The 25,416-nt window shown below is 66.7% G+C and carries 27 protein-coding genes and 5 pseudogenes; 11 read left to right on the forward strand and 21 right to left on the reverse strand.

What is annotated here, in order from left to right:
- Positions 1-468 precede the first annotated feature (468 nt).
- The 4 genes from JOD67_RS42535 to JOD67_RS33270 form a co-directional block, all read right to left on the reverse strand.
- Positions 469-762: a putative quinol monooxygenase gene (locus JOD67_RS42535; RefSeq protein ID WP_372442350.1), complete on the reverse strand. Its 294-nt coding sequence runs from the start codon at positions 760-762 to the stop codon at positions 469-471.
- A gap of 191 nt (positions 763-953) precedes the next feature.
- Positions 954-1,478 carry a CNNM domain-containing protein gene (locus tag JOD67_RS33260; RefSeq protein WP_205121649.1) on the reverse strand — a complete coding sequence of 175 codons (525 nt, stop codon included), beginning with the start codon at positions 1,476-1,478 and terminating at the stop codon, positions 954-956.
- Between the two features lie 186 nt (positions 1,479-1,664).
- A complete protein-coding gene (locus JOD67_RS33265) occupies positions 1,665-2,507 on the reverse strand; it encodes a hemolysin family protein (protein WP_205121650.1) in 843 nt (280 codons plus the stop codon).
- Complete coding sequence (locus JOD67_RS33270; RefSeq protein WP_205121651.1) at positions 2,495-2,890, reverse strand: CNNM domain-containing protein; 396 nt, start codon at positions 2,888-2,890, stop codon at positions 2,495-2,497. Before JOD67_RS33270 ends, JOD67_RS33265 begins: the two co-directional genes overlap by 13 nt.
- Positions 2,891-3,721: 831 nt before the next feature.
- Here JOD67_RS33270 and JOD67_RS33275 point away from each other — a divergent pair.
- Both JOD67_RS33275 and JOD67_RS33280 read left to right on the forward strand, forming a co-directional pair.
- Complete coding sequence (locus tag JOD67_RS33275) at positions 3,722-4,066, forward strand: hypothetical protein (protein ID WP_205121652.1); 345 nt, start codon at positions 3,722-3,724, stop codon at positions 4,064-4,066.
- A 131-nt stretch (positions 4,067-4,197) separates the two neighbouring features.
- The gene (locus JOD67_RS33280; protein WP_205121653.1) at positions 4,198-4,416 is read left to right on the forward strand and encodes a CsbD family protein; all 219 of its coding nucleotides are present in this window, start codon (positions 4,198-4,200) and stop codon (positions 4,414-4,416) included.
- 117 nt (positions 4,417-4,533) lie between these two features.
- Here JOD67_RS33280 and JOD67_RS33285 read toward each other — a convergent pair whose 3' ends face one another.
- The 5 genes from JOD67_RS33285 to JOD67_RS33305 form a co-directional block, all read right to left on the reverse strand.
- Complete coding sequence (locus JOD67_RS33285; RefSeq protein WP_205121654.1) at positions 4,534-5,481, reverse strand: ABC transporter permease; 948 nt, start codon at positions 5,479-5,481, stop codon at positions 4,534-4,536.
- Complete coding sequence (locus JOD67_RS33290; RefSeq protein ID WP_239554155.1) at positions 5,478-6,371, reverse strand: ABC transporter ATP-binding protein; 894 nt, start codon at positions 6,369-6,371, stop codon at positions 5,478-5,480. The genes JOD67_RS33285 and JOD67_RS33290 overlap by 4 nt, the downstream gene beginning before the upstream one ends.
- On the reverse strand, positions 6,368-6,775 hold the full coding sequence (locus JOD67_RS33295) for a GntR family transcriptional regulator (RefSeq protein WP_239554156.1): 408 nt from the start codon (positions 6,773-6,775) through the stop codon (positions 6,368-6,370). The genes JOD67_RS33290 and JOD67_RS33295 overlap by 4 nt, the downstream gene beginning before the upstream one ends.
- 210 nt (positions 6,776-6,985) lie before the next feature.
- Complete coding sequence (locus JOD67_RS33300) at positions 6,986-7,147, reverse strand: CBS domain-containing protein (RefSeq protein WP_205121655.1); 162 nt, start codon at positions 7,145-7,147, stop codon at positions 6,986-6,988.
- Positions 7,148-7,565: 418 nt separating this feature from the next.
- Positions 7,566-7,937: a hypothetical protein gene (locus JOD67_RS33305; RefSeq protein WP_205121656.1), complete on the reverse strand. Its 372-nt coding sequence runs from the start codon at positions 7,935-7,937 to the stop codon at positions 7,566-7,568.
- 132 nt (positions 7,938-8,069) lie between these two features.
- Here JOD67_RS33305 and JOD67_RS33310 point away from each other — a divergent pair, with 132 nt between their 5' ends.
- From JOD67_RS33310 to JOD67_RS33320, 3 genes and pseudogenes are all read left to right on the forward strand, one after another.
- Positions 8,070-8,246, forward strand: a complete 177-nt coding sequence (locus JOD67_RS33310) for a hypothetical protein (protein ID WP_205121657.1) — start codon at positions 8,070-8,072, stop codon at positions 8,244-8,246.
- A 239-nt stretch (positions 8,247-8,485) separates the two neighbouring features.
- Positions 8,486-9,488: pseudogene (locus tag JOD67_RS33315) on the forward strand (IS481 family transposase).
- Positions 9,489-9,567: 79 nt separating this feature from the next.
- Positions 9,568-10,164 carry a sigma-70 family RNA polymerase sigma factor gene (locus JOD67_RS33320; RefSeq protein ID WP_205121658.1) on the forward strand — a complete coding sequence of 199 codons (597 nt, stop codon included), beginning with the start codon at positions 9,568-9,570 and terminating at the stop codon, positions 10,162-10,164.
- Between the two features lie 897 nt (positions 10,165-11,061).
- Here JOD67_RS33320 and JOD67_RS33325 read toward each other — a convergent pair.
- A complete protein-coding gene (locus JOD67_RS33325; RefSeq protein ID WP_205121659.1) occupies positions 11,062-11,460 on the reverse strand; it encodes a PRC-barrel domain-containing protein in 399 nt (132 codons plus the stop codon).
- A 74-nt stretch (positions 11,461-11,534) separates the two neighbouring features.
- Entirely contained in the window at positions 11,535-11,840 is a 306-nt protein-coding gene (locus JOD67_RS33330) for a hypothetical protein (protein WP_205121660.1), read from the reverse strand.
- 1,057 nt (positions 11,841-12,897) lie between these two features.
- Here JOD67_RS33330 and JOD67_RS33335 point away from each other — a divergent pair.
- The 5 genes and pseudogenes from JOD67_RS33335 (at position 12,898) to JOD67_RS33355 (ending at position 17,380) form a co-directional block, all read left to right on the forward strand.
- Positions 12,898-13,047 (forward strand): hypothetical protein, encoded by a 150-nt coding sequence (locus JOD67_RS33335; RefSeq protein ID WP_205121661.1) that lies wholly within the window; start codon positions 12,898-12,900, stop codon positions 13,045-13,047.
- 103 nt (positions 13,048-13,150) lie between these two features.
- Complete coding sequence (locus JOD67_RS33340; RefSeq protein WP_205121662.1) at positions 13,151-14,593, forward strand: sensor histidine kinase; 1,443 nt, start codon at positions 13,151-13,153, stop codon at positions 14,591-14,593.
- A gap of 322 nt (positions 14,594-14,915) precedes the next feature.
- Positions 14,916-15,752, forward strand: a pseudogene (locus tag JOD67_RS42540) (protein kinase domain-containing protein); the annotation flags it as partial.
- A 680-nt stretch (positions 15,753-16,432) separates the two neighbouring features.
- Positions 16,433-16,771, forward strand: coding sequence for a hypothetical protein (locus JOD67_RS33350; protein ID WP_205121664.1), 339 nt, complete (start codon positions 16,433-16,435; stop codon positions 16,769-16,771).
- Between the two features lie 417 nt (positions 16,772-17,188).
- A complete protein-coding gene (locus JOD67_RS33355) occupies positions 17,189-17,380 on the forward strand; it encodes a VOC family protein (protein WP_205121665.1) in 192 nt (63 codons plus the stop codon).
- A 175-nt stretch (positions 17,381-17,555) separates the two neighbouring features.
- On the opposite strand, the gene JOD67_RS33360 is transcribed toward JOD67_RS33355, so the two are convergent.
- Both JOD67_RS33360 and JOD67_RS33365 read right to left on the reverse strand, forming a co-directional pair.
- Positions 17,556-18,485 (reverse strand): hypothetical protein, encoded by a 930-nt coding sequence (locus JOD67_RS33360; RefSeq protein WP_205121666.1) that lies wholly within the window; start codon positions 18,483-18,485, stop codon positions 17,556-17,558.
- Positions 18,482-18,781 carry a sigma-70 family RNA polymerase sigma factor gene (locus JOD67_RS33365; protein WP_205123269.1) on the reverse strand — a complete coding sequence of 100 codons (300 nt, stop codon included), beginning with the start codon at positions 18,779-18,781 and terminating at the stop codon, positions 18,482-18,484. Before JOD67_RS33365 ends, JOD67_RS33360 begins: the two co-directional genes overlap by 4 nt.
- Before the next feature lie 53 nt (positions 18,782-18,834).
- Between JOD67_RS33365 and JOD67_RS33370 the strand changes: the two genes are divergently transcribed.
- Positions 18,835-19,119, forward strand: coding sequence for a hypothetical protein (locus JOD67_RS33370; RefSeq protein WP_205121667.1), 285 nt, complete (start codon positions 18,835-18,837; stop codon positions 19,117-19,119).
- A gap of 399 nt (positions 19,120-19,518) precedes the next feature.
- On the opposite strand, the gene JOD67_RS33375 is transcribed toward JOD67_RS33370, so the two are convergent.
- From JOD67_RS33375 to JOD67_RS33410, 8 genes and pseudogenes are all read right to left on the reverse strand, one after another.
- Positions 19,519-19,974, reverse strand: coding sequence for a dihydrofolate reductase family protein (locus JOD67_RS33375; protein ID WP_239554157.1), 456 nt, complete (start codon positions 19,972-19,974; stop codon positions 19,519-19,521).
- A gap of 99 nt (positions 19,975-20,073) precedes the next feature.
- Positions 20,074-20,952, reverse strand: a complete 879-nt coding sequence (locus JOD67_RS33380) for an SDR family NAD(P)-dependent oxidoreductase (RefSeq protein WP_205121668.1) — start codon at positions 20,950-20,952, stop codon at positions 20,074-20,076.
- 137 nt (positions 20,953-21,089) lie between these two features.
- Positions 21,090-22,241, reverse strand: coding sequence for an MFS transporter (locus JOD67_RS40665; RefSeq protein ID WP_239556683.1), 1,152 nt, complete (start codon positions 22,239-22,241; stop codon positions 21,090-21,092).
- 100 nt (positions 22,242-22,341) lie between these two features.
- Positions 22,342-22,602, reverse strand: a pseudogene (locus tag JOD67_RS40670) (MFS transporter); the annotation flags it as partial.
- Between the two features lie 138 nt (positions 22,603-22,740).
- The gene (locus tag JOD67_RS33395; RefSeq protein WP_205121671.1) at positions 22,741-22,983 is read right to left on the reverse strand and encodes a hypothetical protein; all 243 of its coding nucleotides are present in this window, start codon (positions 22,981-22,983) and stop codon (positions 22,741-22,743) included.
- A 246-nt stretch (positions 22,984-23,229) separates the two neighbouring features.
- Positions 23,230-24,215: pseudogene (locus tag JOD67_RS33400) on the reverse strand (IS5 family transposase).
- A 205-nt stretch (positions 24,216-24,420) separates the two neighbouring features.
- On the reverse strand, positions 24,421-24,693 hold the full coding sequence (locus tag JOD67_RS33405; protein ID WP_205121672.1) for a muconolactone Delta-isomerase family protein: 273 nt from the start codon (positions 24,691-24,693) through the stop codon (positions 24,421-24,423).
- Positions 24,694-24,702: 9 nt separating this feature from the next.
- A pseudogene (locus tag JOD67_RS33410) lies at positions 24,703-25,413 on the reverse strand (DUF6390 family protein); the annotation flags it as partial.
- Positions 25,414-25,416: the final 3 nt, after the last annotated feature.

The raw sequence follows: 25,416 nt of genomic DNA on the forward strand, positions 1-25,416 counted from the left end.
CCGCTCTAAGCATGCGTCTGTCATGAGTCATGACGTTGGCGGAGTTTGATCTTGCTCCGGTCGAGGTTCTCCATCTTTGGAACGGTTCGTCATCGAGTTCGCGTGAGCGTGGGTAGGCGACCGGAAGGAGGTCTGGCGCGGTGTGCGGCCTTCGATCAGGGGGCGGCGGTCCGCAGAGGACGCAGAACTCGTTCCCCTCTGGGTCGGCAAGACAGACCCAGCTCTCATCGGACGCTTGGCCGACCTTGGCGTGTCGAGCCCGGCTAGTGCTGCAGCCCAGGCTGAGAGTGCGAAGTAGCCTTGTCAAGGCTTGCTGGCATCTCTGCGTATCAAGATCGGTCGTATTCGACCCTAACGCCGCGACTGTCGGGTGCCCTCGAGGCTGCCTCTTCGCGTCGCTGGGGCGGCGGGCGGCGTCGGGGTGGGATCTGAGGTAGTCGCGGAAGGCTCGATCAGACCGGGGTGGGGCTATGACTGCACGGCAGTCTCAAACTTCGTGAGAACAGGAATACGGTCCAGGACGTCGCGTAACTTTGTCGCCCCTTCGCCCTGTCGCCACGCACGGTAGGCGAGATCGTGCTCGTTCGACTCCCAGAGTTCATAGGCAACGTAATGTGCAGGGTCGGCAATGTCTGCGAGTAAGTCGACACGCATGCAACCTGCGAAGTTCCGAGTTTCCTTGAGGACCTCGGTGAACATGGCTGGCCCGTCGACCAAGTGGTCGGCAGCGAAGTGCACGTCGAGCATAGCGGTTATCGGCATGTAGTCTCCCGTTGTTTTCGGCTGGTCGGTGGTGCAGCAACTCCGTGCAATCCACCTACGGCTGATGAATCAGGCTAGAGCAACCGACTGAGGCACCTGAAGAGCCTCTGTCGCCACCAGGGCGGCTGCCGAGTGCCTGCTGGCCGAACATCTGCGAGTGCCCGGCCATGGATCCCATGCGAGACAACCTGCTAGGAACTTGAGATTCGGCGTCCGGCGTACCGCGCCCACGGCTCGGCGGCTTTGCCCGCATGGAGGAACGCGACCTGCGTGCTGTAGCCGAGTGCCTCTGCGACCAGGGAGGGCGGACACTCCGGGTGGGAGATTGCCCACGACTTCGGTGCCATCTCCCCGACCACCAGGTGCAGGAACGTCACCACCAGCAGCGACAAGATGAACGCGACCACATCAGCGGTGGTATCGGGCAGCCCCCATCCCTCCATCACTGGTGTCATCAGATGGTGCACCGCAGGCTTGGCGATCGCGCCGAGTGCCAGCGTGCACATCGTGATGCCGAGCTGAGACCCGGCCAGCAGTAGCGACAGCTCCCGTGCACTTTTCACCGCGGCCCGCGCCGCGACACTAGTGTTGGCGGCCTCGGCCAGCCGGTGCCGCCGCGCCGCGACCAGGGCGAACTCGATTGCGACGAAGAACGAGCTCAACCCGATGATCCCTGCCGATATCAAAAGCGCCGCCCAGCCGGAGATCCCACTCATCGAACCGGCCCCGTTCCGGCATCGCCGTTCCTGTCAGCGTTCTTGTCCACGTTCTTGTCGGCATCCTGCTCAGCCGTTCGTGCAGCCCCCGGGTCAGCGGCCGGACCAGCGGCGGAGTGTGCAGGATCGCTTGCTGGGTCGGTGAGCTCAAGCCTCACCGGACGTGTCGAGCGATGGTGAGGACGGTCAGGATGAGCTGACGGGCGGCCGGTCGCCGTGGGCGCTGTCGCAGACCTGGTGGGCGGAGCCGGCCGGGAGTGTCAGGGTGAGGCTGTCGCCGGGTTCGGGCAGCCGTTGCAGCCGGGTGATGATCAGCCCACTTAGGTAGTCCCCGGCCGGGAGGTCGTGTCCGAGTAGCCGTTCGGCCTCGTCGATGTGCAGCGTGCCGGGCACCGTCAACTCGCGGTTGTTCCCGGTCTGTACCTGGTTGTCACCGGCGGGTTCGTGTTCGTCGACGATCTCTCCGACGAGTTCCTCGGCGATGTCTTCGACGGTGAGCACTCCGGCCAGGCCGCCGAATTCGTCTATGACACAGGCGAACTCCACCCGGGACTGGCTCAACCGGGCCAACACTCCTGGCAGCGGACTGGTCTCCGGCACCAGCACCGCCGGGCGTGCCAGCTCACGAGCCGAACCGGCGGCCAGGTCGCGGGCCTGTTCGGCGGTCAGCACGTCGTGCAGGCTGAGCACGCCGACCAGGCCGTCGACGCTTTCGCCGGTCACCGGGAGCCAGGAGTGACCGCCCGCCATCCCCTCCAGCGCCTGGCGGGCCGGTTCGTGTCCGGCGATTGTGGTCACGTGGGGCCGGGCGATCATTGCGTGTTCGGCGGTGCTGTCGTGAAAGTCGAGCACCCGGTCCAACAGACTCGATGGGTCGGCGGGCAGGTCCCCCGACCCCCGGGACTCGTCGATGATGTGTTCCAAGTCGCGGGGGTGGCAGCCGTGCTCGACGTCGTGGACGGGTTCGATCCGGACCAGCCGCAGCAACAGGTTGGCGGCCTGGTCGAACAACCAGATCAGCCAGCCCAACCCCCTTCAGGGGCAGTGGACCCGGCCAGCGCGCGGGCGACCGGCTCCGGGCGGGCGATGGCCAGGTTCTTCGGGAATAGCTCCCCGAGCACCATCTGCACCACGGTGGCGAACAGCAACGCCACGATCGTGCCAATGGCCACACTGGACGCCTGCGGGATGCCGACCCCGCCGAGCAACTCGCCGAGACCGGCGCCGATCAACGGTTCAGCCACATAGCCGACCAGCAGCCCCGTAACCGTGATCCCGAGCTGGGCACCGAACAACATGAACGAGGTCCGGCCAGTGATGCCCAGTGCACGGACCGCGCCGGCGTCACCTGTGGCCGCGGCCGCCTTCAACCGGGACCGGTCCACCGTGATGTAGCCGAACTCCTGGGCCACGAATTACCCGGTCAACGCGGTCAGCGCCAGCACCACGACGACACCCAGCAGAACGCTCCACCCAACCACTATGACACCGCCGCCGCGGCTGGTGAGGGCAGGTCATCGCAAGGAGCGCAGCACCCGAGCAGGGCGCTGCCGGTAGTTCGGGGCGAATCCATGATCCTCTCACCGAGAGCGAGACCAACCAGCCGGCAACAGGGTTACCAGTATCTACGAACACCCCCACCAGGCCGGATCCGCTGTCCGCCGGCCCCTTGCCCCGACGCTGTGGCTCCTCAACCTCGCCCTTGCTCGCTGGTGACACATCGCTCACCGGGTGTAGAACTGTCCTCTCATCAAGGAGTACCGACCACCGGGAGGTGGCGGAGATGAAGAACAGCAGCGGCGCACAACCACCCAGTACACAACGACCCAACCGGAAGTCCCGGCAATCACGGCCGCAGCGGTCGCCGTCGGCACCGGTCGACCGGATCTGGGTCGAACCGGCCCGCACGGGAGGGTGGGTGGTCCGCCGCGCCGGCACCGATCCCGGCACCGACCAGATCCGCCAGGTCTGCACGGACCGCGCACAGGCGCTGCGGGTTGCACGTCGGATCGCTCGCGCGGACAACCTCCACCTTGTCCCGATCACGATGGAACAGCCATCCGGTCCGCCTGAGAGCTGCATCGCCTGACTGCCACCCGCACCAACGAGCTCGTGCCCCAGCCGGCGGCAGCGCGACTTGACCCAACGCGATCACGGGCGTTGTTCCCTGCGGGAGGGGGAGGTGACGCCATGAGTTGGGCGAAGCCATCAAGGGACCACGCACCGGCCGGGCAGCCAGAGGAGTGGGTGCTGTCGCTGGTCCGGCCCTTGGCAGTCCGGCTGTACCCAACCGGCCTGACTACATCACCACCGAACCGACCACCACCGGTGAAGCCACCACGGCTGCCGAGCCCGCTACCGACCCCGCAGAGGCGACCACGGCGACCACGGCGACCACGGCGACCACGGTCCGGCTGCTCGTGGACTCCGACCACAACGCCCTGACCGCCGAACGGGCGCTGATGGCCGCCGGCACCCACGTCAGACGGGACGCCAGCTACGACCCACATCAGCCCGGAAACCGCGGAGTACGGCTCATCGTGCAACCCGCCGCCGACAGCCACCGAGCATGGGAGCGAGACCTCTGAACTTGTGACGGGTGGCGGGGCCCGGACTGGGTAGGAGTCGGTCGTCGACGACTGTCGACAGTTCGGGCGCGACCACCGGTAGGCAGGCAGCTCCGATGGTGCCGGCGCCCCGGCTGAACAGGAGTGGCGCAATGAGCGGCAGCGACAAGTTCGATCACAAGAAGGACCAAGTGGTGGGCCAAGCCAAGGAGACTCTCGGCAGGGCCACCGATGACGAAGACCTCGAGGCCGAGGGACGCGGTGAGAAGGCCAAGTCCAAGATCCAACAGGGCGGCGACAAAATCGGCGACGCCACCGACAAGGCCAAGGACGCGGTCAAGAACGCCCTCGACCGCGACAACAAGAAGTAGCTCAACAAGAGGTCGCTCAGGGAGCGACGTACCGCCGCGTGTGGGCCACTGGCCAACACGCGGCGGCGGTTGCTTGGCGTGAACGAAACTTTCTCGGAGGCCGTTCCTCAGCTGGTGTCACCACCGGCGGATGCGCCACACCGCGAGGAGCAGGACGACGAGCGCCAGTCCGCCGTAGATCGCGCTCTCGATGAGCTGGAATTCCCAGAAGCGGGAGGCCGGATGGTAGATGACCCCCTCTTTGAGTCCGTGCTCGGCGAGGGTCGCCTGGTCGACTTGGCCACCACCGAGGAGGTGGTATTCCTGCGAATCGGTGAGCCGGTCGCCTGAGGGGCCGACAAGGAACGTCTCGAGCACCCAGTTCTTGCCGGACGTTAGCTGGTGGGTAAGAGCACTGCTGCCGGGCACGGGGTCGACCGTGGTGACGGGTGTCATGAACCGGGGACGTAACCAGAACTCGACCAGGATCCGGATGGGAAGGAACACGGCGAGGGTCGCGACCATCGCGGGAATGGCGCGCTTGATGACCGCGCCCGCGAGGATGCCGATGGCGACCGCCAGCAGGAAGTAGCCCGGCAGTACCAGCACCCCGTAGTTGAACCTCTCCACGCTGAACGGCGACCTGACGAAAGGGCTCAACCACCAGCTCAGCATGGCGCTGAGCGCTATCGCGACCGAGGCTACGGCCGTCAGTACGAGGGCGAGCTTGGTGATGATCCAGCGGGTACGGGGCACGGCCTGCGTCCACGCCAGCTGCCAGGTTCCTTGCTCGTATTCTCGGGCGAGCAGAGGTGCGCCGATCAGAACCCCGATGATCAGAGGCAGCAGATTCAGCTGGCCCGCGGCCAACATCGGGAGTCCTCCGAACGTGTCGCGGAAGGAATCGACGATCTGCGAACAGGCCGCAGTTTCGGTCGCGGCTTCGTGGCACGCTGCCACACCATCGCCTTGGTATGCGGCGTACATCGGAAGCCCGGCTATCAACGCGAGGACACCGAGGACCGTCAACAAGGCGGCGAGACCGATTGCTTCGCTTCGATGCTGATGCCAGGTGAGCCAGATCATGTCAATGTCTCCTGCCGTGAGTGGGTGTTCGAGGTGGGAGTGGCCCGGTGGAGGTAGGCCAGGACGAGTTCTTCCAGGCCGATAGGTCGGGATTCCCAGCCGGCCATGACCGGACCTCCGTCGGTACGCACGATGGCGTCGGCGTGCCGATCGCCCCGCCTCACGTGGATCACACCCGGTGCTCCCTCCATGGGTCCGTCTGCAGGTCCGGTCAGTTGCCGATGCGCGGACAACAGGTCGTCGATCTCGCCCGCGATCTGGATGTGACCGCCAGTGAGCACGATGAGGTAGTCACAGACGCGTTCCAACTCGGCGAGGATGTGCGATGAGAGCAGAACCGTGAGGTCGTCGTCGGCGACGGCTGCCATAAGGGTCTGGAGGAACGTGCGTCGTGCAAGGGGATCGAGATCGGCGACCGGTTCATCGAGGACCAGCAGCTTCGGTCGCTTCGCTAGCGCTATGGTCAGCGCGACCTGGGCGTTCTGTCCGCCGGAAAGTGACCCAGTGCGTTGACCGAGTGGAATGTCGAGGCTTGCGAGCCGCTGTTCGGCGAGGTCCTGATCCCAGTGGAGGTTGAGGGCCCTTCCCATCCGCAGTAGGTCACGTACCCGAAACCGTCTATAGAGCGGATGGTCCTGGGCGACAAAGCCGATCTGGGCGAGGGACTCCGGAGAATCGGTCCTTGCGGGTGATCCGAAAACTGTCACGGTTCCTTCGGTTGGCCGCAGCAGCCCGGTAGTCAGCCGCAGGAGAGTTGTCTTGCCCGCGCCGTTCGGTCCGACCAGAGCGATGACCCGGCCGGCAGGCACAGCGAGATCGCAGTCGCGAAGAGCCCACTTCGATCCGTACCGTTTGCCCAGGCCCGATGTCTCGAGCACATTGCCGCTCATGCCACGCCCTCCTGAACCAGCTCGCGGTTGGCGACCGCAAAAAGAGCGGTGATCGCCTCCTCGTCCAACCCCGCCGCGTACGCCCCGCGCAGCCACTTCTCCAGTGCCCGACGCAGCGTGGTGTACGTCGCGGGCGCCACGGTCACCGCCGGCGCACCGGTCACGAAGGTGCCGACGCCCGGCCGAGAGCCGACCAGGCCGTCCTGCTCCAGTTGCCGGTACGCCTTGGAGACGGTGTTCGGATTGATGGCGAGCTGCTCGACCGCCTCGCGAATCAACGGCAGCTGATCACCCTGCTGCAGATAGCCCAGGAGCAGCGCCTGTCTGACCTGGTGAACGAGCTGCAGGTACGGCGGCACCCCGGAGCGGCTGTCTAGACGGAACGCGAACATCAGCGCCTCCATATCTGTCTTCCTATGAAGATAGGAAAAGGCTGGTGAGCGCGATTGTCAAGACCCGCTCAGGCTGCTTCTGCGCGGCCGCGGGTGGTCTGGCTGCCTCGGCCGATCGTCGGCTCGACGTAGGTTCCACTCGCCGCGGATGGCGTCTTCAGCGTCGGACGCCCCCGCTCGTCGGGCAAGTCCATGCTGGGCCAACCCCTGTGGAATTCGCAGTCAGTTGTACGTGCCGGCTGATGTCGCTGCCGCGGGCAGGAGCTGGTTGACAAGGTCTTGCAGGGTGAGGATCCCCAGAAGCTGTTGGTTGTGGTCGATGAGTGCGAGGTGGTTGCGGATGTCGCGGACGTGGACGACGCCGAGCAACGTCCCACGCGCCATGCCCGAGCTAGAAAGCCCTGTAGACAAAGGCGAAATGCGGTACGGAGCCGGAGCCGATACCAGTCATTATCCTGTAGTCGTGGATTCGCACGAACGCAAGCTGGCGCCTGGGCAACGGGGGGGTCCCAGGGCATCCGTTCGGAACAAAGGTGACGCACGGAGAACGTCGCGGGCACGCTTCGGGTTAGCACTTCGCCCGTCGGATGTTCGGTTCACACCCCGGGTGTTCGTGAACCGGTAACGCTCAACGCGGAGCCCGGCCACCGAGCGGTCAGCCAAGCCTCGGCGACGCCATGCGGGACGAAACGGCGGGCCCGGAGCCGCCACCACCCCCGTCTTGACCGGCCCGAAACCCAAAACCACTCCCGCCCCGGCGACCGCTCTTGCCTGCGTCCGGCGCGCGCGTCCGGGGCGGGGCTCAGAGGTCGCGTTCCCATCTGCCGTGGCTGTCGGGTGCGGGTTGCACGATGAGGCGGATGCCGTGGTTGCCGGGTGCGTAGGGGTTGTAGCTGGGGTCGCGGATCACGCGGGTTCCGGCGGCTTCGAGGGCCCGTTCGGCGGTGACAGCGTTGTGGTCGGAATCCACCAGTAGCCGGACCGCGGTCGCCTCACTCGGCTCTGCGGCATAGGTCACCGTGAGTGGTGCGCCGGTGTCGGGGTTGATGGTGAGGTAGGTGACGATCGGCTCTATCGTCATGATGGCGGCGTCGACGATCTCCCAGTTGGGTGAGCCGACCGGATACAGCCGGGCCGCCAACGCATGCCGCACCAGCGACCGCACCCATTCCACCGGCCGCGACTCATCGCCATGTTCACTCGGGTGCTCGCCAGGCTGATTCCCGGCGGGCGGCGCCCAACCCATAGCGCACCTCCCCACTCCACGGCAACTTAACGTCGGCTGGCGGCACAGGTCACGCCCAGGATGACCCATGAGTCTGCTGATCGCGGCGGCGTCCGCGCGGCCAACCAGGGCATGCTGCTGCCGACCGGCTGGTACGAGAACGACCACATCACCATCCTCAAGGTCATCGGCAGCGACGGCAACAAGGCGATCCTGGTCAACAACTGCGAGCAGTTCTCCGAGCAGCACAACGACTGACACCACCTGCATCACTAGCATCACCGGTGCCAACGGCACCGTGCAGATGGGCACCTGGACCTCCGACCGGGTGCCCATTTCGCGTACCCGCCCTCTTCGCAGGCCCTGACGTCAGACAATGTCCGCGCGCCCGGCCTTCGACTAACTGTACTGACCAGGACCGTTGTTGACGTGAGAGAGACCTCCGGGGGTCGAGTGGGAGCTGTCTAGGTCTTCCGCTCGAGGCTCGGAGGTCTCTTGTGTCTCACGGTAACGCTCGGTTGACGCCGGCCGGCAGGTTGATCATGGTGAAGCGGATCGCCGCGGGTCGTGCGGTCGCCCATGTGGCGGCGGAGATGGGGGTGTCCCGGACCACGGCGTGGCGGTGGTGGCGCCGGTTCCAGGTCGAGGGCGTAGCGGGGCTGGTTGATCGGCCCAGCGTCGCGCGGTCCCATCCACGTCGCACCTGCGTGTGTGGAGACAAAGGTCCGGATCGCTCGGCTGCTGACCCGGCGAGGCCCGGTGTTCCTCGGACACCAGCTCGGCATCGCAGCGTCCACGGTCGGCAGGGTTCTCACCCGGCACGGTGTCCCGCTGCTGCGTGAATGCGATCCGATCACCGGCACGCCGATCCGCGCCACACCTCGCTCGGCCAACCGCTACGAACACGACACCCCAGGCTCGCTGATCCACCTCGACGTGAAGAAACTTCGCCGGATCCCGCCCGGTGGCGGGTGGAAGGCCCACGGCCGCGCCGCACGTCCCAGCCACACGTCCCAGCCACAAACGCGGACTCGACTACGACTACGCACACACCGCCATGTCCACACCGCGATCGACCGACCACTCCCGACTCGCCTACGCCGAGATCCACGACGACGAGAAAGGCCCGACCTGCGCCGCGTTCCTGTCCCGCGCGGCCGCGTTCTACGCCTCGGTCGGCATCCGCGTGCAGCGCGTCCTGACCGACAACGCCAAGAACTACCGCCGCTCCCACGCCTTCCTCACCACCGCCGACCAGCTGGGCATCACGCTGAAGGCGATCCGACCCCACTGCCCCTGGACCAACGGCAAAGCCTGTGAAGACTCAACCGCACCCTCGCCACCAAATGGGCCTACTCCCAGCCCTTCACCACCAACGACCAACGCTCCCGGCTCTTGCCCACCTGGCTCAACTACTACAACCTAGAACGACCCCACCTCGCCATCGCAGGCCAACGCCCCATCGACCGCGTCAACAACGATCGTAGTCAGTACAACTAGCTGGCCACCCGTGACCTGCCAGTGCGCTCGGCGTTGAACTCCGGTGGAGCCACAACCAAGGGCCGGTGCGGTGACGTGGATGCGGTCGAGCCCGGAACAGCTGCTGAGCGGTGTCGGCACCGGGGACGAGAAGGCGTTCGCGGAGCTTTATGAGGTGTTGGCGGACCGGGTATACGGGCTGGCCCGACGGGTGGTCGGTGACGACACGGACGCCGAAGACATCGCCCAAGAAGTCTTCGTCCAGCTGTGGCAAACCGCGCCACGTTACGACCCGGCACGCGGGAGCGTGCACAGTTGGGTCATGACCATCACCCATCGACGGGCCGTGGACAAGGTCCGCGCCGTCCGGACACGACGCTCCCACGAAGCCGCGGCCTCGAGCCCGATCGACCGCTTCGAGGCCGACGCCTGGGATCCCGTCGGCGACCACGCCCAGATTGCCGCCGACGCGGCCCGGCTACGCCGCTGCATCCTGACCCGCCTCACCATCCTGCAGCGGCAGGCGATAGTGCTCGCCTACTACCACGGCCACACCTACGCCGAGGTAGCCAGACTGCTCGACACCCACCCCTCCACGATCAAAACCCGCATCCGCGACGGCCTCCGCCGCCTGCGCACCTGCCTCAACGACAACCCACCAGCCCAAAGCCGACACGTTGTCTCCACGCGCTGGTGACCGGTGATGGCGGCAACTGGCGTCAAATTTTCAGACACGTACTGCAGCCCAGCCCAAACTGCCGTTCGAATTCGGGGAAAGACCTGTCAGCGTTCGCCGACAAAGTCACAAGGCCCGGCCACGTGCCGCCTCATCCAGTTCACGTGCATCACGGCCGACATGACCTCGTTCTTGCGCATCTCCACCCAGTCTGGGGAACCGGCCAGCGTCGGAATCCTCTAGCGAGAGTCGTACCTGTGACATAGCTCGCCATCCCCGGCACTGGCTGGATTCTGCAACTGCGCCGGACAGTTCGACGCCGCGTACCGCATCGCGATGAACGCCAGCCGGCACGACCATCCGGTCGGTGGGGCCGCCTTCACACCTGTCGGCGAAGTGGTCGCTCACGACCCGCGCCGGCGGTTGGTGCTACGCCAGACGAACCAGACGCCCGCAGCGGTTGCGGAAAAGATGATCGCGGCGGATTATCCCAAATCCAGAAGCTCGTGCCCATAGCGGTGCCTCGGAGCTGCATCTGGCAGCCACCACCAGACGGTGCCTACTTCTCGTAGACGCTGCGACGACGACGGAACGACCCCTCAGCCTCCCGGCGAAATCGATATGACGTCTCGGCGAATCCTTGACGACACGGCAACGCGACCTCGTTCGACGGCAACCTCAACCAGGCTGTCGGCGCTGGCAAGATCGCCGACGCGGGTGGTGAAGCCTCACCCGGAGAGAAAGCTGTCCTCGGAGTAGGCCGCGAAGCGACTTCGTTCCGGCACACCCAGCCGCGCTGCCTGAGAGCAAATGCGCGACGCCCTCGACCCGGTCAGGAATGGGGTCAGGTCGAGGGCGCCGCCGTCAACCGTAGTAGTCCGCACGTGCCGTAGCGGGCCAGTGACGGGTGGTGCGGGGTTACATGGTGCCGCCGGGACCGCCGGGTCCGCCGGGTCCGCGGTAGGTGGTGTCGTAGTAGTCGCCGAGCCGGGTGCGGTAGTCATCATCGACGCCGCGTTCGGGATCGGGATCGTACGGTGGGGAGTCCTTGATCTGGTCTTTGGTGCGATCGACGTAGACCTTCTGCTCGTCGGGGTCGATCCGGTCGATCACCCCGGCGGGGAGCAGCACCTTGCGGCCGAAAATCCACGGCCCGGTGTCCACGACGAGCCCGGCGGCACCGGGGTCGTGGGTGGCCCCGTCGACTTTGCCGATGTCGCCGTCGGTAGCGGCGATCTTGTACCCAACCAGGTCGGCGCCTTCGGTGTAGCCAGACTCTGGTCGGTAGCTCCACGGGTCGAACATGCTGTTCGTCATCACGAACACCACCTCTGTGTCAGCAGCTGGGAGTGCTGCGCAGGCTGCCTACCCGCCGGGTGGGTGACCAACCCTCACCCGCCGTTCGAACGTCCAACCCCGACCACACGCCGGCACAGCACCTCAACTGAGCGTGCCTTCGTTGTGGAGGGCTGGCCGTCAGCTGCGCGCCGCGGCGAGCAGCTGATCGGATACGTGCCGCAGCCGCCGCGGGGCATGAGGTCGAAGGCATGGGGCAGCACGCCGAAGATGCCACCGCGCAGCTCATCGACGAGCTCGGCCTCGTGGCAGTCCTCGAAGTAGCGGCCGCCGATGCACGCTACCCGCCGGGAGGTGGCCAGGAACACTGAGCTCGCAGCGCCTTGCTCGGTCGTCTTCATGCGAAACAGGCCGGCCGCTGGCGACAGTCAACGGGCCCGCTGCCATTGCCACCACCTTGATGCTCGCCTGCCCGCTCGGCGACCGATATGACGAGGCCGCTCAAGTGGCCGTCGAGGCGTCCGTCGGGGCGGAATTGGAGAGGCAAGGAACCGAACCACCTGAACGCACTCCCTTCGATCGTGCTGGCTGCCCCGCGGCAGTTCGGTCACTTCACGGCTCTCCGCGCTGAGGCGCTGTGAGCGAGGCCGTGGCCGAGGTCTCGCGGCAGCGAAAGCTCCGTTCCCTCCAACCGGTCGGGGTGACTGCGGTCGGACAACCGTGGCGCAACGCCGCGACCCTTGGTCTGGCATTGCATGGCGAGACAAAGCCGGAGAAGGGCGCTAGGCAGAACAACGGGGGTGTGCCTAGCGCCCTTCCGGAGAAGGGCTCGGCAGACGTGGTGGGGGGTCGGTCTGCCGAACGGCCTCCTTGCCCCACAAGAAAGGCTCGGGAACGGATATGAGACAGCTATGAGAGCGAGGTGAGTATGGTCTCATTCGGTCATGTCACGCTCTGGCGTCGCCGAGCCCGAGACCTCGTGTGTGTGGGATCTGGCCCGTCAGGGTGCACAAGGCCATGACGTGCATCCTCGGATGGTTGCCGACCTTAGGCCGCCGTACGGAGGTTCCGAGCCGAACGCGTTCTGCTTTCATGCGAGTGGCCCACGGCATTCTCATCTGGCTCTCATTCTGGGGTCTGGCTACGAGTGGAGGATCGACGTCATGCTGATCCGATCGACGGTTGTGTCCGCGTTGGCGGCGGTCCTAGGCGCTGTCGGGCTGCTCTGGCTCGTCACTGGGATGTTGCTGGGAGGGGGTGACCGAACACCTGACCTGGGCGGCCCTGTGCGGTTTGAGGTACCGACCGTCGCACCCGCGGTGTCGCCGCCCGCAGGGTCGCCGCCCGCTGCGTTGCAGCCCACCGATGAGCCGCCGGCGGCGCCTTCGGTCCCACCTACTTCACGCGAAGCGGTACCAGTGGCTCCGGCGCCGCAGCGAGCCGATGAGGATGACGACAGTGGCCGGCCGAGCGACGATGGGCGACCAGGCAACGAAGGCGGCGATCCCGACGACGACTCCGACGGCGGTGACGACGGTGACGACGACTCCGACGACGACGATGACGGTGACGACGATGACTGAGTCCAGCTGTGGCGCCGACGAGTAGTAGGTTCGGTCTGGCCTGGGTTTGGGCTGCTGGTCGGGCTGGCGGCGTGGCTGCTGGTGTGGCTGAGGCGCTCCGTTCGGTGAGAACGCGGATCCTTGCCTGGGTGGTCGTGTTGACTGCTCTAGGCATGTTGTTCGCTGGCGCTGCCGTCCTTCTGGTCGAGCGGGCCCGGATCGATCAGTCGCTGGCACAGGAGATCGAAGAGTTCCGGGCATTGGTTGCGCAGGGAATCGATCCGGTGACCGGGCGCCGCTTCGCGACGGTTGATCGCCTGATGTTCGTGGCTCTGGAGCGAAACGTCCCGGATCGTTATGAGGCGATGTTCGGCCTCGTGAACGGGCGGGTTCGCTACTTCTCGCAGAGTGAGAATGCCGATCGTCTCCATGACGATCCACGATTTCTGCGCGGCGTCTCGGCAGTCTTGGAACGGGGAGCGCCGGCGTACGGTGACCTCGACTCCCCCGACCGTGTGGTGCGGTTCGCGGTGCTTCCCATCGACCACGACCGGGCAGGCGACCGGCAAAACGACCAGCGCACCGGTGTGCAGACCGACGGGTGGGTGGTCACCCATGAAGTGGGGCGGGTCAAGGCGGAGTTCAACGACGTCATCCACACCTACGCGTTAGTGGCCGCAGTCGGGCTTGTCCTGGTCGGGGCGGTTGCCTGGTTCGCCGCCGGGCGGCTGCTCCGACCGGTCCGGCATGTCCGTCGCGCAGCGCAACAGATCTCCGAGACCGATCTGACGCAACGGATCGAAGTCACCGGCGACGACGACGTCTCCGAGCTCGCCCGCACCTTCAATGCCATGCTGGACCGGCTCAAGGCCGCGTTCATCACCCAGCAGCAGTTCCTCGACGACGCCGGGCACGAACTACGGACGCCGATCACCATCGTCCGCGGGCATCTTGAACTGCTCAACGACGACGACGCCGCCGAGGTGGCAGACACCAAGGCAATCGTGCTGGACGAGCTGGACCGGATGAACCGGCTAGTCGGGGACCTCACCACCTTGGCCAAAGCCGACCGGCCGGATTTCATCCAACCCCGCCCTGTACAGGTGGGAATCCTGGTCGACGAGATCCTGGACAAGGCGAGGCCGCTAGGAACCCGAACGTGGCAGATCGACGCTCGCGCCGACGTCGTAGTCTTCCTCGACGCGCAGCGGCTCACCCAGGCCCTGCTACAACTCGCCACCAATGCCGTTAAGCAGACCGTCGGGATCGACACCATCGCGTTCGGCTCCAGCATCGACATCAGCGCTGGGACAATCCGGCTATGGGTGCGCGACACCGGTCCCGGAGTCCACCCCGAAGACACCGAACGCATTTTCCACCGATTCCAGCGCGGCGCCGGCAGCCGCCGCTTCGAAGGCTCCGGCCTCGGTCTGTCCATCGTGGCCGCCATCACCCAAGCACATGGAGGACGTGTCGACCTGGCCTCCAGCCCCGGGCACGGCGCGACCTTCACCCTTGTCCTCCCAATGATCGCCGCGCCAGACCCAACAGACGACCCAACAGACGACCCAGCTCAGGTACTGCACTTGTAGCTGGTTCGCCCGGAAACAAGATGAGGATGTTCTCATCGGGGTCTCATCTGGTTTTCCCGCAGCTACGCGACAGTGCGTCCCGCCATGATCCCGCCATGATCCAGAAAACGGCGGTCACATTCGTCCGACCGCGTCCGAAGAGGCGGCATCCAATGAGCCGGATCCTGATCGCCGAAGACGATGCCCACACGCTGCGTTCATCGAGAAGGACGACCGTGCACGACTATGCCTCCACCGGGGAGTTCGACCTGGCGCTGCCGCCGAGGCAAGTTTCTCATGTGGGAAAGGGTTTTGAGGTACTCGGACATGGAACTCTAGCGACGTGGCACATAGGCGGCTGAGTGGGCGGTACGACCTCGAGAAGCTCGTCGGCCATGGCGGGATGGCCGATGTGTGGCGGGCACACGACCGGCGACTCGGTCGCGTCGTCGCTGTGAAGGTGCTGCGCGCGGACCTCGCCTCGGATCCGACCTTTCCCGAACGGCTTCGTCGAGAGGCTCGCTCGGTCGCACGGCTGAACCACCCCCACATCGTCGACGTCTACGATGCTGGCGTCGACACGCTCGACGGAGCCGAGCTGCCGTATCTCGTGATGGAGTACGTGACCGGCCGCACACTCAGCGAGACTCTGAGCGAACTGCTTCGCGACGGTCAGCGTCTCACGCCAGACCGCGCGATGGAGATCGCCGCGAGGATCCTCGACGCGTTGGAGTACAGCCACGAGGCCGGCATCGTGCATCGCGATGTGAAGCCTGGCAACGTGATGCTCACCAGCGAGGGTCTGGTGAAGGTCATGGACTTCGGCATCGCCTTGGCGATGTCGGACTCGGCGGATCTGACCAAGACCGATCAGGTGCTCGGAACTGCGCGCTATCTCTCGCCGGAACAGGCTCTCGGCATTCCTGTCGATGGCCGGAGCGATGTGTACTCGACCGGGTGCCTGCTGTACGAGCTCCTCACCGCTCGGCCACCCTTCGTCGGCGACTCCACCATCGGGGTGGCATACCAGCACGTTCAAGAGGAGGCGCTGTCGCCGCAGGCGATCGATCCGAGGGTACCTGAGCTGTACGCGGCGATCGTTCTTCGTGCATTGGCCAAAGATCCCGCCGAGCGGTATCAGACGGCGGCGCAGATGCGGGCCGACATCGAGTCCGCGCTCCACGATCTGCCGGCCATGGAGCCACCAGAGGCCCTGGAGTCAATGGAGGCCGTTGATACGGCAGGCACCGTCGCGGCGGTCGAGCCCGGGCGCCGAGCGCAGGCACCGACCAACCCCGTCACAGCAGCCGTCGCAGCGGCCGCCGCCGCACTGGCCCTTGCCGGCGGAACGTTCCTGCTCCTCAACTGGCCGGGACTAGGCCCGCCGCAGGGACCAGGAACGGTGCCAGGGGAATCGGTGCCCGGACAGATCGGTGACACGAGACCTCCCCTTCAGCGCGACAACGCTGGCGCCGACACATCGCCGGCAGCCGAGGTTGGCGCCAGGGTTGATGACAAGGACGTCGACGTACAGCGGCAGCCGAACCCTGGCCCGTCCGATCCCCCCGACGAACCAAGCCCAGAGCCCAGCGGCCCGAATCCCAAGACATCCCCGCCAGCACCGACAGTGGCACCGACACCGAGAGAACCCAAGCCAGTCCCGACGAACCCGTCCCCCACACCCAACGACACCGATCCCGCGACGCCGACGCCGAGCACCGAGCCTTCCGAACCGGAACCCAGCGGCCCGAATCCCGAGACATCCCCGCCGGCTCCGGCGCCCAGCGAATCGACGCCATCGCCGGAGCCAACCGAGGAACCTCTCGAGCCTTCGCCGAGTGGTCGCCGATGATGGATCCCGTGACTGGTTCGGAGCATGTCGAGGCCGAGCGGCGCAGACGAGCGCTGGCAGTGGAGCGAGTTCGGGAGGAGTACGCGAGCCAGCTGCTGAAGGCACAACAAGCCGTGGAGGTCGCCCCGTACGCCTGGTCGTTGTGGGCAGATGCGGTTCTGGCCGAAGTAGAGCGAGGTTTGGAGTCTGCTGACCTCGCGACGCCTACTGGCAGCGGGGAACCTCAGCCAGACGATCGTCTTGTCGATCCGAGGTATGTCGCTGCGGTGGACGCGGGTCGGTCACTGGTCGAGGTGGCCAAGATGCTCGAGCAGGCCGCTCAAGCGACCCGTCAACAGCCAAGTTAGCCCCCGAGGGACGGGCCAACAGATCGGTGTTGCCGGCCCCGCGGTCAAGTGAACGGGACGGACGGGAACGGGACGGACGGCGCCGCAGCAACCTGCCGGCCAACAATAGTTCTCGTCCAGTGCTCCGACCACCGAAACCTGGGGCGGCACCGGCCGCGAAGATCGTCGGATGAGCAACAGACCCCAAGGACTTGGCGGCGCCCACCTATGCGCGAGTATCCCGACCTCCGACCTTGCTCGAGCGCAGAAGTTCTACGGCGGGATCTTGGGGCTGCGCGCCCACGGCCCTAGCGACGACCCGGCCGGTTGGCGAGTACCGCTCGGCGGCGTTCTGTTCGAGGCCGCCGACGGCACCCAAGTAAACGTCTACCGACGAACGCCAGCTCACCATCCCCAGATCACACGCTGGCGCTGTTCGTGGTCGACGACCTCGCCGCAATCGTCGCCGAACTCCGGACCAAGGGCGTCACGTTCGACGGGTACAACACTCCGGAACTGGCCACGGTCGACGGCGTGTACACCGCGCCGAGCGGCTTCAAGGTCGCCTGGATGCGCGATCCCGACGGCAACATCATCGCGCTCGAGCAGGAACCCAACGGCAATAGCTGAACACGCTCCCCGGCGATCATCCAGCAACGACAGCGCTCGAGCACCGACAAAGTCGACAGTCTGCGAGCCTGGGCCGGGAACGGATGCCTCGCGTGTTCTGGGCGACCTGGAACGACAACCCTCGACCCTTCACCTGGCACAAGAGCGCCGACCAAATCCTCGACCGCCTCACCAACTATTGCCGCACCATCAACAAATAGACGACTCTTCGCCCTGACAGGACACTAGTCGACCTCGAGCATCCTCGGGTCGGTGACGACGCTTCTAGCTGCTCGGCGGTGAGCGGGAGCTCGCTGAGCTTGGGCGGGAAGTCCGGGTCGCTCGGCTCGCTGTTGCCCGAGTCCCGGTCGAAGTAGGCCGTACTGACCGCGATCGAGACGACCGTTCCGCCCTTGGTGATCAGCGTTGCCGCTCGCGCCGGCGCGTATGCGTCCCCGCCCTCCGCAACCCGAAGCGTGCCGCCGTCGGGGAGCCGCTCGGTGCTGCAAGTCGTCCACCCGAAGGCGGGGTCGTGGGCGACGTTCACCGACCGCACCGCGCAGGGCTTGCCGTCAGGACCGTCGTCGATGTACGCCTCGGTGTCCTTAAATTCGTCCACCGCGGCGACGACCGTGCCCTTGGCCTTTCCGGCGGTCCAGGTACTCCAGGCCACCTCCTGCCACGCGGCTTCGCCGCCGATACCACCCATGACGCTGACCTCCTTGAAGTGCGCGGTGCCGAGACGATCGATGAGCACGTCGCCGAACGAGCTACAGGGCTCGTCCAAACAGCCGTCGCCCGCGTCGGGAGCATCGGTCGGGCTGGTGCTGGTGGGGCTCGGCGGCGGGGTGGGCTCGACATACATGGTCGCCGTCGGGTTGCCGGCGATGCCGGGACCGGAGGCGAGGCCGACCAGGTTGGGCACGTACGCGATCCCGGCCGCCACGAGGCCGATCCCGGCGACCGCTCCGGCGATGACGGCCCCATTGCGCCGGCGGAGAGCCCTGCGGCCGCGGGCCAGATCGTCCTGCACCGGTGGTGAGGTGCCCGGTTCGCCTGTCACGGTGTGCTCGAGAAGCTGGCGGATGTCCCCGTCGCCGGGGCTGTGGTCTGGGAGCATGGTCATGGTGTGCGTTCCGTTCTTGTGACGTCGGCCAGGCCGCGGCGCAGCCTGTGGACAGCACGAGCCGTCTGGCTCTTGACTCCTCCCACGGAAATGCCCAGGTCAGTGGCGGTTTCCTCGAGTGACAGGCCCCACCAGTACCGGAGGACGACCGCTGCCCGCTGCCGCCCAGGCAGGCTACGAACGGCCTCGCGGAGCTCGTCGAGGTCCTCGAACGGCAGTCCACTGCGCTCCTCCTCTCGTTCGGGTAGCTCCGACCGGGGACTCCCGGCGCCACGGTCGGCGGCGCTCGTCGAGATAGGTGCGCAGCACCGTCTAACGCAGCTACGCGCCCATCATCGAGCGGGGCACGGTGGCCGGTGTCGATCCGGGCGCCGTGTGGGAACGTGCCGAGCGTTCAGGCGCGCGGCCGGGAGTCGTTCGGCGCCCGAATGTGCTTCGGCGAGGCTGGGTCCGCCTCCGGTACGGGCGGCCGCTCTGGCTGCTCGTCCGCGTGATCATCGCGGCCGCGCTGCCGGTCGTCGCCTTCATCGTGCGCCCGGACGACCTGCCGACGTGGATCACCCTCGCCGTGGGCGGCGTCACCTGGCCCGCCGCCACCGCGCGTCTTGACCTCGCACCGAAATCGCCACGCTAGAAGGAGATTCGGTGATGGAGAAGACTCGGCAGTGGTTCAAGGTCGTCGACACTGCGAAGCTTCCGGCACCGGACGCGTACGAGCCGCTCGAGCCGGCCGATCCAGGCCCACAGCAGCAGATCCGAACGAACGGCGGCGTGACGGCGAGCACCATCCGACCAAGCGCAGGCGAGGACGTATCGCAATGGCATCGACCAGCGACGGTTCCTTCGGGCGTTTCGTGCGCGGGCGTCGAACGAGAGTGGGCCGATAACCGATGCACGCCGGCTCGCGGTCGGCCTCAGCCTCCCACCCGGTAGCGCAGGTGCGTGACGCCGGGCGCGTCGAGCACGCGCGTCAGCTCGACCTCGATGCGGTCCGCGCCGAACAGCCGCCGCCCGTCGCCGAGCACGACCGGGATCAGGTGGATCTCCAGCTCGTCGAGCAGGCCTCGCGCAGAAGCGACTGCGCGAGGCTCGCGCCGTGCACCATCACGTCCTTTTCGCCGGCGGCCGCCTTGGCCTCGCGCATCGCGGTCGCGACGTCAGGCACATAGTGGACCCAGCCGCTCTGCGGCGCCGGCGGCGGGTTACCGCGCGTGGGCACGAAGATCGGCACGCCGTGGTGGTCGCCACCCCAGTGATTGGCGTAGTCGAAGGTCTTGCGGCCGACGACGACCGCACCCGTAGCCATCCCCTCGGCGAACACCTGCCCGCTCAGCCCCGGCGGGTCAAAGTGCGGCAGCTCGGAGGTGGGCTCGCCGAGCCACTCATGCAGCCGATTGCCGCCGGTCCCGAGCCCGTTGCCCGGCCCGTCGTCCAGGCCGGTGATGAACCCGTCGAGCGACATCGACATGTACAGGACGGACTTCGCCATGCGATCTCCTTCTTGGCCGGTACGGGTGGGAGCGCTTCGGGCCTAGCCCTGTGACCGCGTGCCGCAATGCGGTCGGGAGCCCCCAGGGGTGGGAGGTTGCTACGCGTTGTTGCTAGTGCCCTGGTTCTTCGGGGCATCGGCAGTCAGAGGCGTCTCGTAGGAGACGCTCAGACTGACTTCTCGCCAGGCCTCGTCGCTGGCGGCGAGTTTCTGCTCCGCCTCCTGCGCCAGCGGCACAGCATCGGTGCCGAGCAGCAGACGCACGGGTGCGTCGTCCCGGCCGGCGAGGTCTCGCACCACTTGGGCGACACGACGCGTGTCCCCCGGCTCGTGACCAGAGAAGGCGCGCAGCGCCTCGGCGAACGCTCCGATCGTCGGCTGGTACAGCGCGCTTGGCTGCGGGATCGTCATCGACGAGCCACCCCAGTCGGTGCGTATGGCGCCCGGCTCAAGAACGGTGACCTTCACCCCGAACGGCGCGATCTCCTGGGCCAGGCCGAGGGAGAACCCGGTGACGGCCCACTTCGCCGCCTGATAGGCGGTCAGACCCGCGCCGGACAAGCGGACAATGAGCGAGGCGACCTGGAAAATGTGACCACTGCCCTGCTCGCGCAGGATGGGCACAACCGCCTTCGAAACGTTCACGACACCGTAGAAGTCGGTATCGATCTGCGCCCGGAACGAGGCGATCGTCGTGTCCTCAAACGATCCCAGGTCACCATATCCGGCGTTGTTGACGACGACATCGATGCGCCCGAACGTCTCCGCGGCCTGAGCAACCACGTGCGCAGCCGCGGCGTAGTCGGTCACGTCCAGCCGCAGGGCAAGCACCGCGTCGCCGTACTTGTCGAGGAGGTCCCGCAACCGCTCAGGGTTACGCGCCGTCGCCGCCACGCGATCACCCGCTTCGAGCGCGACCTTGACGAGCGCGCGACCCAGGCCGCGCGAACTTCCCGTCACGAACCACACCTTGGACACCGACACTCCTGTCTATTGAACGAATCTTCGGGCAGCGCCGCCCCTAGTGGGCGGCCGCTCACCCTTGCTACGAACACCTCTGTTCCGATCCGACACCGCCTCCCGGACTTCTTTCGGGCCCTCCCGTGTTGACAGACTCAGGCTGGCGTGGCCTCGGGTTCCGGGTCGGCTGCTTGGTCCTTCGTCATGGTGTCGTCCTTGGTGGTGTCGTCGCCGCCGTGTGAGTTCCGCACGTGTTTGAACGCCCACACGGCGAGGACTGCCGAGCCGGTGTAGAAGATGGCGCTGACGATGCCCACCTTGTGCAGACCTGAGGTGAACGCGTCGCGGGCCGCGGCCAGCAGGTCGGCGCCCTGCCCGGCGGGCAGCTGAGCGGCCGCGGCGACTGCGCGATCGATGCTCTCGCGGGCGGCGGTCGCCGCATCGGCTGGTACGGCGCCGAGCGCTCTTTCCACGTTGATCCGGTACACAGCAGTGCCGAGCGTGCCGAGGGTGGCAACGCCGAGCCCGAGCCCGAACTCGTTGGTCGTCTGCACGATCGACGCCCCGGAGCCGGCCTTGTCCGGTGGCACCGCCCCCCCATCGCGAGGTGGTTGCAGAGCGCGGCCAGCGGTCCGGTGCCGAGCATGACGACACACATCGCGACGAAGATCGTCTCGGGGCCGGATGTCGAGTCGGCCCACGTGTAGATCGTGTACCCGAGGGCCGCGACGAACAGCCCGCCAGCGATCACGTACGCCTGACGGATGTGGTTCGCCAGTGGTGGGGTGGACAGGTTGCCGATGATCATCACCACGTTGGGCACCAGCAGGAGCATGCCGGCGGCCAGCGGGGTGAGGCCGGTGACGTTCTGCAGGGTACAGGTTGACGAGCAGGGCGGTGCCGGTGCCGACCACGCTGGCTAGGAACATCAACGTCAGCGCGGAGCTGAACGTGCGGTTGCCGAACATGCGCAGGTCGAGCAGCGGGTGGGTCAGGTGCCGCTGCCGCTGGACGAACGCCACCCCCGCCGCGAGGCCGAACACCGGCGCGACAGCCGGGAACCACTCGAAGCCGTAGCGGGCCAGTTCCTTGAGTCCGTAGACGAACGGCAGGATCGTCGCGAGGGACAGCACGACGCTGACCGGGTCGAGCTTGCCCGGCCGAGGTGCCTTCTGGTCGGCGCGCAGAGAGGGACCGAACACCAGCAGCAGCACGATCCCCGGCACTGACACCAAGAACACCGAACCCCACCAGAAATACTCCAGCAGCGCGCCACCGACCAGCGGGCCCAGCGTCAGCCCGGCCATGAAGCAGGTAGATAGATCGCGAGGGCGCGTCCGCGTTGCTCTGGTCGGGGAACATGCCGGTGACCAGCGCCAGCACCGACGGCATCACCGCGGCACCCGCCACGCCGAGCAGCGCACGGCTGGCGATGAGCATCGCCGGGCTGGTGGACAACGCCGCCAACACCGAGGCGATACCGAACAGCGCGGCCCCGAGGAGCAGCACCTTCTTCCGGCCGATCCGGTCACCGATGGTGCCCATGGTGACCAGGAACCCCGCGATCAGGAATCCGTAGATGTCCACGATCCACAGCTGCTGGACGCCGCTCGCCGTCAGGTCGGCGGTCAAGTGCGGAACGGCCAGATACAGCACGGAGAAATCCATCGTCACCAGGAACGTGGCAAGCAGAGCACAGCCAGCCCAACCCGATCGGCTTCCGGCGAGCTGGCGCAGCCGACCGCCAACAGGGACACCGCTAGCACAGGTACGAGGAGTCGTTCGCGCATGCCGACCTCCAGATGCCTACTGGTGGCGGACTCTCCGCTCGGGCACGTCGGGGCCGAGGATCCAGGTCTCGCGATCTGCCTGAGCTGGTTGGCCCACGGAGTCGGTGAGCTCGGAACGTACCGCGCGCGCAGGCACGGGCGGTACAGGTTGGGTTTGCCGTGCGGGTTCCCAGCTGGCCGGGTCCGAGGTCAGACCCAGCAGGTACGTGACCGTGCAGTCGAGCGCGGCCGCGAGCTCCGGCAGGCGAACGACGTCCACACCGGCACCGTGCTCAAAGCTGGAGAGCGTCTTGTTGGTGGTCTGCACCCCGTGGCGAGCGAGTCGCGTGACCACTTGCTTCTGCGTGAGCCCTAGGGATGCGCTGATCAAAGCGCCATCCTCGGCGTGCCCGGCCCCGGTCGACCGTGAGGGGCGGTCGCAGCGCCGTGGAGTCCGCTTTACCCCGCCTGCTGGGCCCCGGTTCGTGCCCTGCTGGGTGGTTTCGGGCAGGCTGCCGCCGGGCCGTCACCGCGCGAGGGTGACGGCTCTGGCGTGCATCAGCCAGTTCGCCGATGCGAACAGCACGTGGAGGTGGTTGAGGTTCTTCGCGATCCCGCGCAAGCGGGTCTTGGTGAACCCGAAGTCGCGTTTGACGATCAGAAACGGATGCTCGACCTTGGCCCGCACCGACGCCTTGCGGGTCTCGATCGCCCGGTCGTGCTCGGTCATGGTCTTCAACACGCCCTTGCGCGCCGCAACTCGCCACTCGACCTTCGACAGATGCTCATCGGCAACGATCTCGGGTCGCTTCTCCACGCCCTGATATCCGGCGTCTGTGCAGACGAACTCGTCATCGTCACGCACCAGGTTGGCCGTCTCGTCCAGGTCATGGACGTTCGCAGCTGTCGCAGTCAACGAGTGGACATACCCGGTGCCCGCGTCCGAGCCGATGTGGGCCTTCATCCCGAAGTACCACTGGTTGCCCTTCTTCGTCTGGTGCATCTCCGGATCCCGCTGCCCGGTGGCGTTCTTCGTCGACGACGGCGCGACGACGGCGCGGCGATGATCGTGGCGTCCACGATGCTGCCCCCACGCATGATCCAGCCCTGCTCATCGAAGATCTGGTTCTGGGACTCAAACAGCTTCTCACCCAACCGGTGCTCTTCGAGCAGGCGGCGGAAGTGCAGCAGCGTGGTCGCGTCGGGAACCTGCTCCACAGCGAAGTCCAGGCCCATGAACCTGCGCATCGCATAGGAGTCGTAGATCGCCTCCTCCACGCCCTCATCAGAAAGCGAGAACCACACCTGCAGCAGGTACATCCGCAGCATCGTCTCGATCGGCTTGGCCTTACGACCGCGCTTCCCCGGCCTGTCGGAGTAGTAGTAGGGCTCGATCAACTCCACCCACCACACCCACGGGATCGCGGCGTTCATCGTCTCCAAGAACTGCTCCCGGCGGGAGACCCGTCGCCGGTTGCCGTACTCGATGTCGGTGAAGCTGGGCTGCTCGATGTCCACACCCCAAGCATTTCGTGGTCCCACGCCGACGAGCCACACACCGCACCGGACTACCGAGAAAATCAGCGCATCCCTAGCTGGTGCCGCCGGTCGCGCAGCCGCTGGGTCACAATGAGGTGCCGGTCGGCACCGGGTCGCCGCCGTTGCTGAACATGGTCACCTCCAGCCCGTACCACGATCCCGCGCCACCGGCGGCACGTCAATCGCTCGGAGGGGTCATCTCCGCGAGTGCGTGAATCGTGTAATGCGCGAAGTTGAAAACCGGCGCCATTGCAAGCAGACGTTCGAACTCCTCGTGCGAGTCGACCTGGTAGATCCAGGCACCGCCGTGCGAGCCGACCACGTGGTAGCGGGCGAGCACCTTGCCCTGCTCTTCCATCCGTTTTCCATACGCCGGCATCCCGCCGACGGCCCGTGCCATCTCCGGTGAGAGCAGGCCGAGCTCGATCTGCCAGAGCACGAGGAACTTCATCCCCGGACGCTAGCGCGTATCGGCGGCCTCTGTCAGCGTCACGTTGACGATCGCCAGGCCGCGCGCGCTGTAGTCACGCAACGCGTCCAGCTGCGCCTCTGACAGGCGCTCGCAGACCCAATCCCAGTGCAGCGCGACCCACTCTCCCGGTCTCACGTCGGTACGGAACCCACGCCCGCCGACGGCGCAGGTGGCAGGCTCGGCCGCCGGCTCGCCGAGCGCAAGCTTCCGGCCGTCCCAGGTCAGCCGCTGGCCTTCGACCTGGACCCTCCCGTTCGTCTCCGACAGCACCCGCCCCCAGCGGATCCGGCAGCGGTCAAGCACGGTCAGCGCCTGGCCCAGGCCGGAAGCCGGCGGAAGGAGGCTCGCCCAGGGATACACACAGAACACGTGGAAGCTGTGATGGGGAACGCCACCGAGCCCAGCGCCCCGCGCGGCGATGCCGAGCTGGCCGACGACGAGCCGGCGGAGGCGGTCGTCCAACGAGCCGCCAAGCGCTCGAACGCTCGCCGCCTCGAGCAGCGAATCCCCAACCCAGTAGGCCTCGACGACCTCACGGCTGAGCGGGTCGCGGCCCGTGGCCTCGGCGATCAGCTCAAGGTACGGCCATGCACCGGTAAAGCTCTTAGCGAGTGACGCAAGATCGGTGCCGTTGACGCCGTAGTCGAAGACCGACCCATCATCCGCGGGACCGCAGTAGCCGAGCTGGTTGGGAGGGTAGGC

The sequence above is a fragment of the Tenggerimyces flavus genome (genome assembly GCF_016907715.1).
In the GTDB taxonomy this organism is placed as follows: domain Bacteria; phylum Actinomycetota; class Actinomycetes; order Propionibacteriales; family Actinopolymorphaceae; genus Tenggerimyces; species Tenggerimyces flavus.

Coding starts and splice junctions, on each gene's coding strand:
- JOD67_RS42535 (WP_372442350.1), bottom strand. CDS start 762: ATGCCGATAACCGCTATGCTCGACGTGCACTTCGCTGCCGACCACTTG.
- JOD67_RS33260 (WP_205121649.1), bottom strand. CDS start 1,478: ATGAGTGGGATCTCCGGCTGGGCGGCGCTTTTGATATCGGCAGGGATC.
- JOD67_RS33280 (WP_205121653.1), top strand. CDS start 4,198: ATGAGCGGCAGCGACAAGTTCGATCACAAGAAGGACCAAGTGGTGGGC.
- JOD67_RS33285 (WP_205121654.1), bottom strand. CDS start 5,481: ATGATCTGGCTCACCTGGCATCAGCATCGAAGCGAAGCAATCGGTCTC.
- JOD67_RS33290 (WP_239554155.1), bottom strand. CDS start 6,371: ATGAGCGGCAATGTGCTCGAGACATCGGGCCTGGGCAAACGGTACGGA.
- JOD67_RS33295 (WP_239554156.1), bottom strand. CDS start 6,775: ATGGAGGCGCTGATGTTCGCGTTCCGTCTAGACAGCCGCTCCGGGGTG.
- JOD67_RS33300 (WP_205121655.1), bottom strand. CDS start 7,147: ATGGCGCGTGGGACGTTGCTCGGCGTCGTCCACGTCCGCGACATCCGC.
- JOD67_RS33310 (WP_205121657.1), top strand. CDS start 8,070: ATGACCCATGAGTCTGCTGATCGCGGCGGCGTCCGCGCGGCCAACCAG.
- JOD67_RS33320 (WP_205121658.1), top strand. CDS start 9,568: ATGCGGTCGAGCCCGGAACAGCTGCTGAGCGGTGTCGGCACCGGGGAC.
- JOD67_RS33325 (WP_205121659.1), bottom strand. CDS start 11,460: ATGACGAACAGCATGTTCGACCCGTGGAGCTACCGACCAGAGTCTGGC.
- JOD67_RS33330 (WP_205121660.1), bottom strand. CDS start 11,840: ATGAAGACGACCGAGCAAGGCGCTGCGAGCTCAGTGTTCCTGGCCACC.
- JOD67_RS33360 (WP_205121666.1), bottom strand. CDS start 18,485: ATGACCATGCTCCCAGACCACAGCCCCGGCGACGGGGACATCCGCCAG.
- JOD67_RS33375 (WP_239554157.1), bottom strand. CDS start 19,974: ATGGCGAAGTCCGTCCTGTACATGTCGATGTCGCTCGACGGGTTCATC.
- JOD67_RS40665 (WP_239556683.1), bottom strand. CDS start 22,241: ATGGCCGGGCTGACGCTGGGCCCGCTGGTCGGTGGCGCGCTGCTGGAG.
- JOD67_RS33405 (WP_205121672.1), bottom strand. CDS start 24,693: ATGAAGTTCCTCGTGCTCTGGCAGATCGAGCTCGGCCTGCTCTCACCG.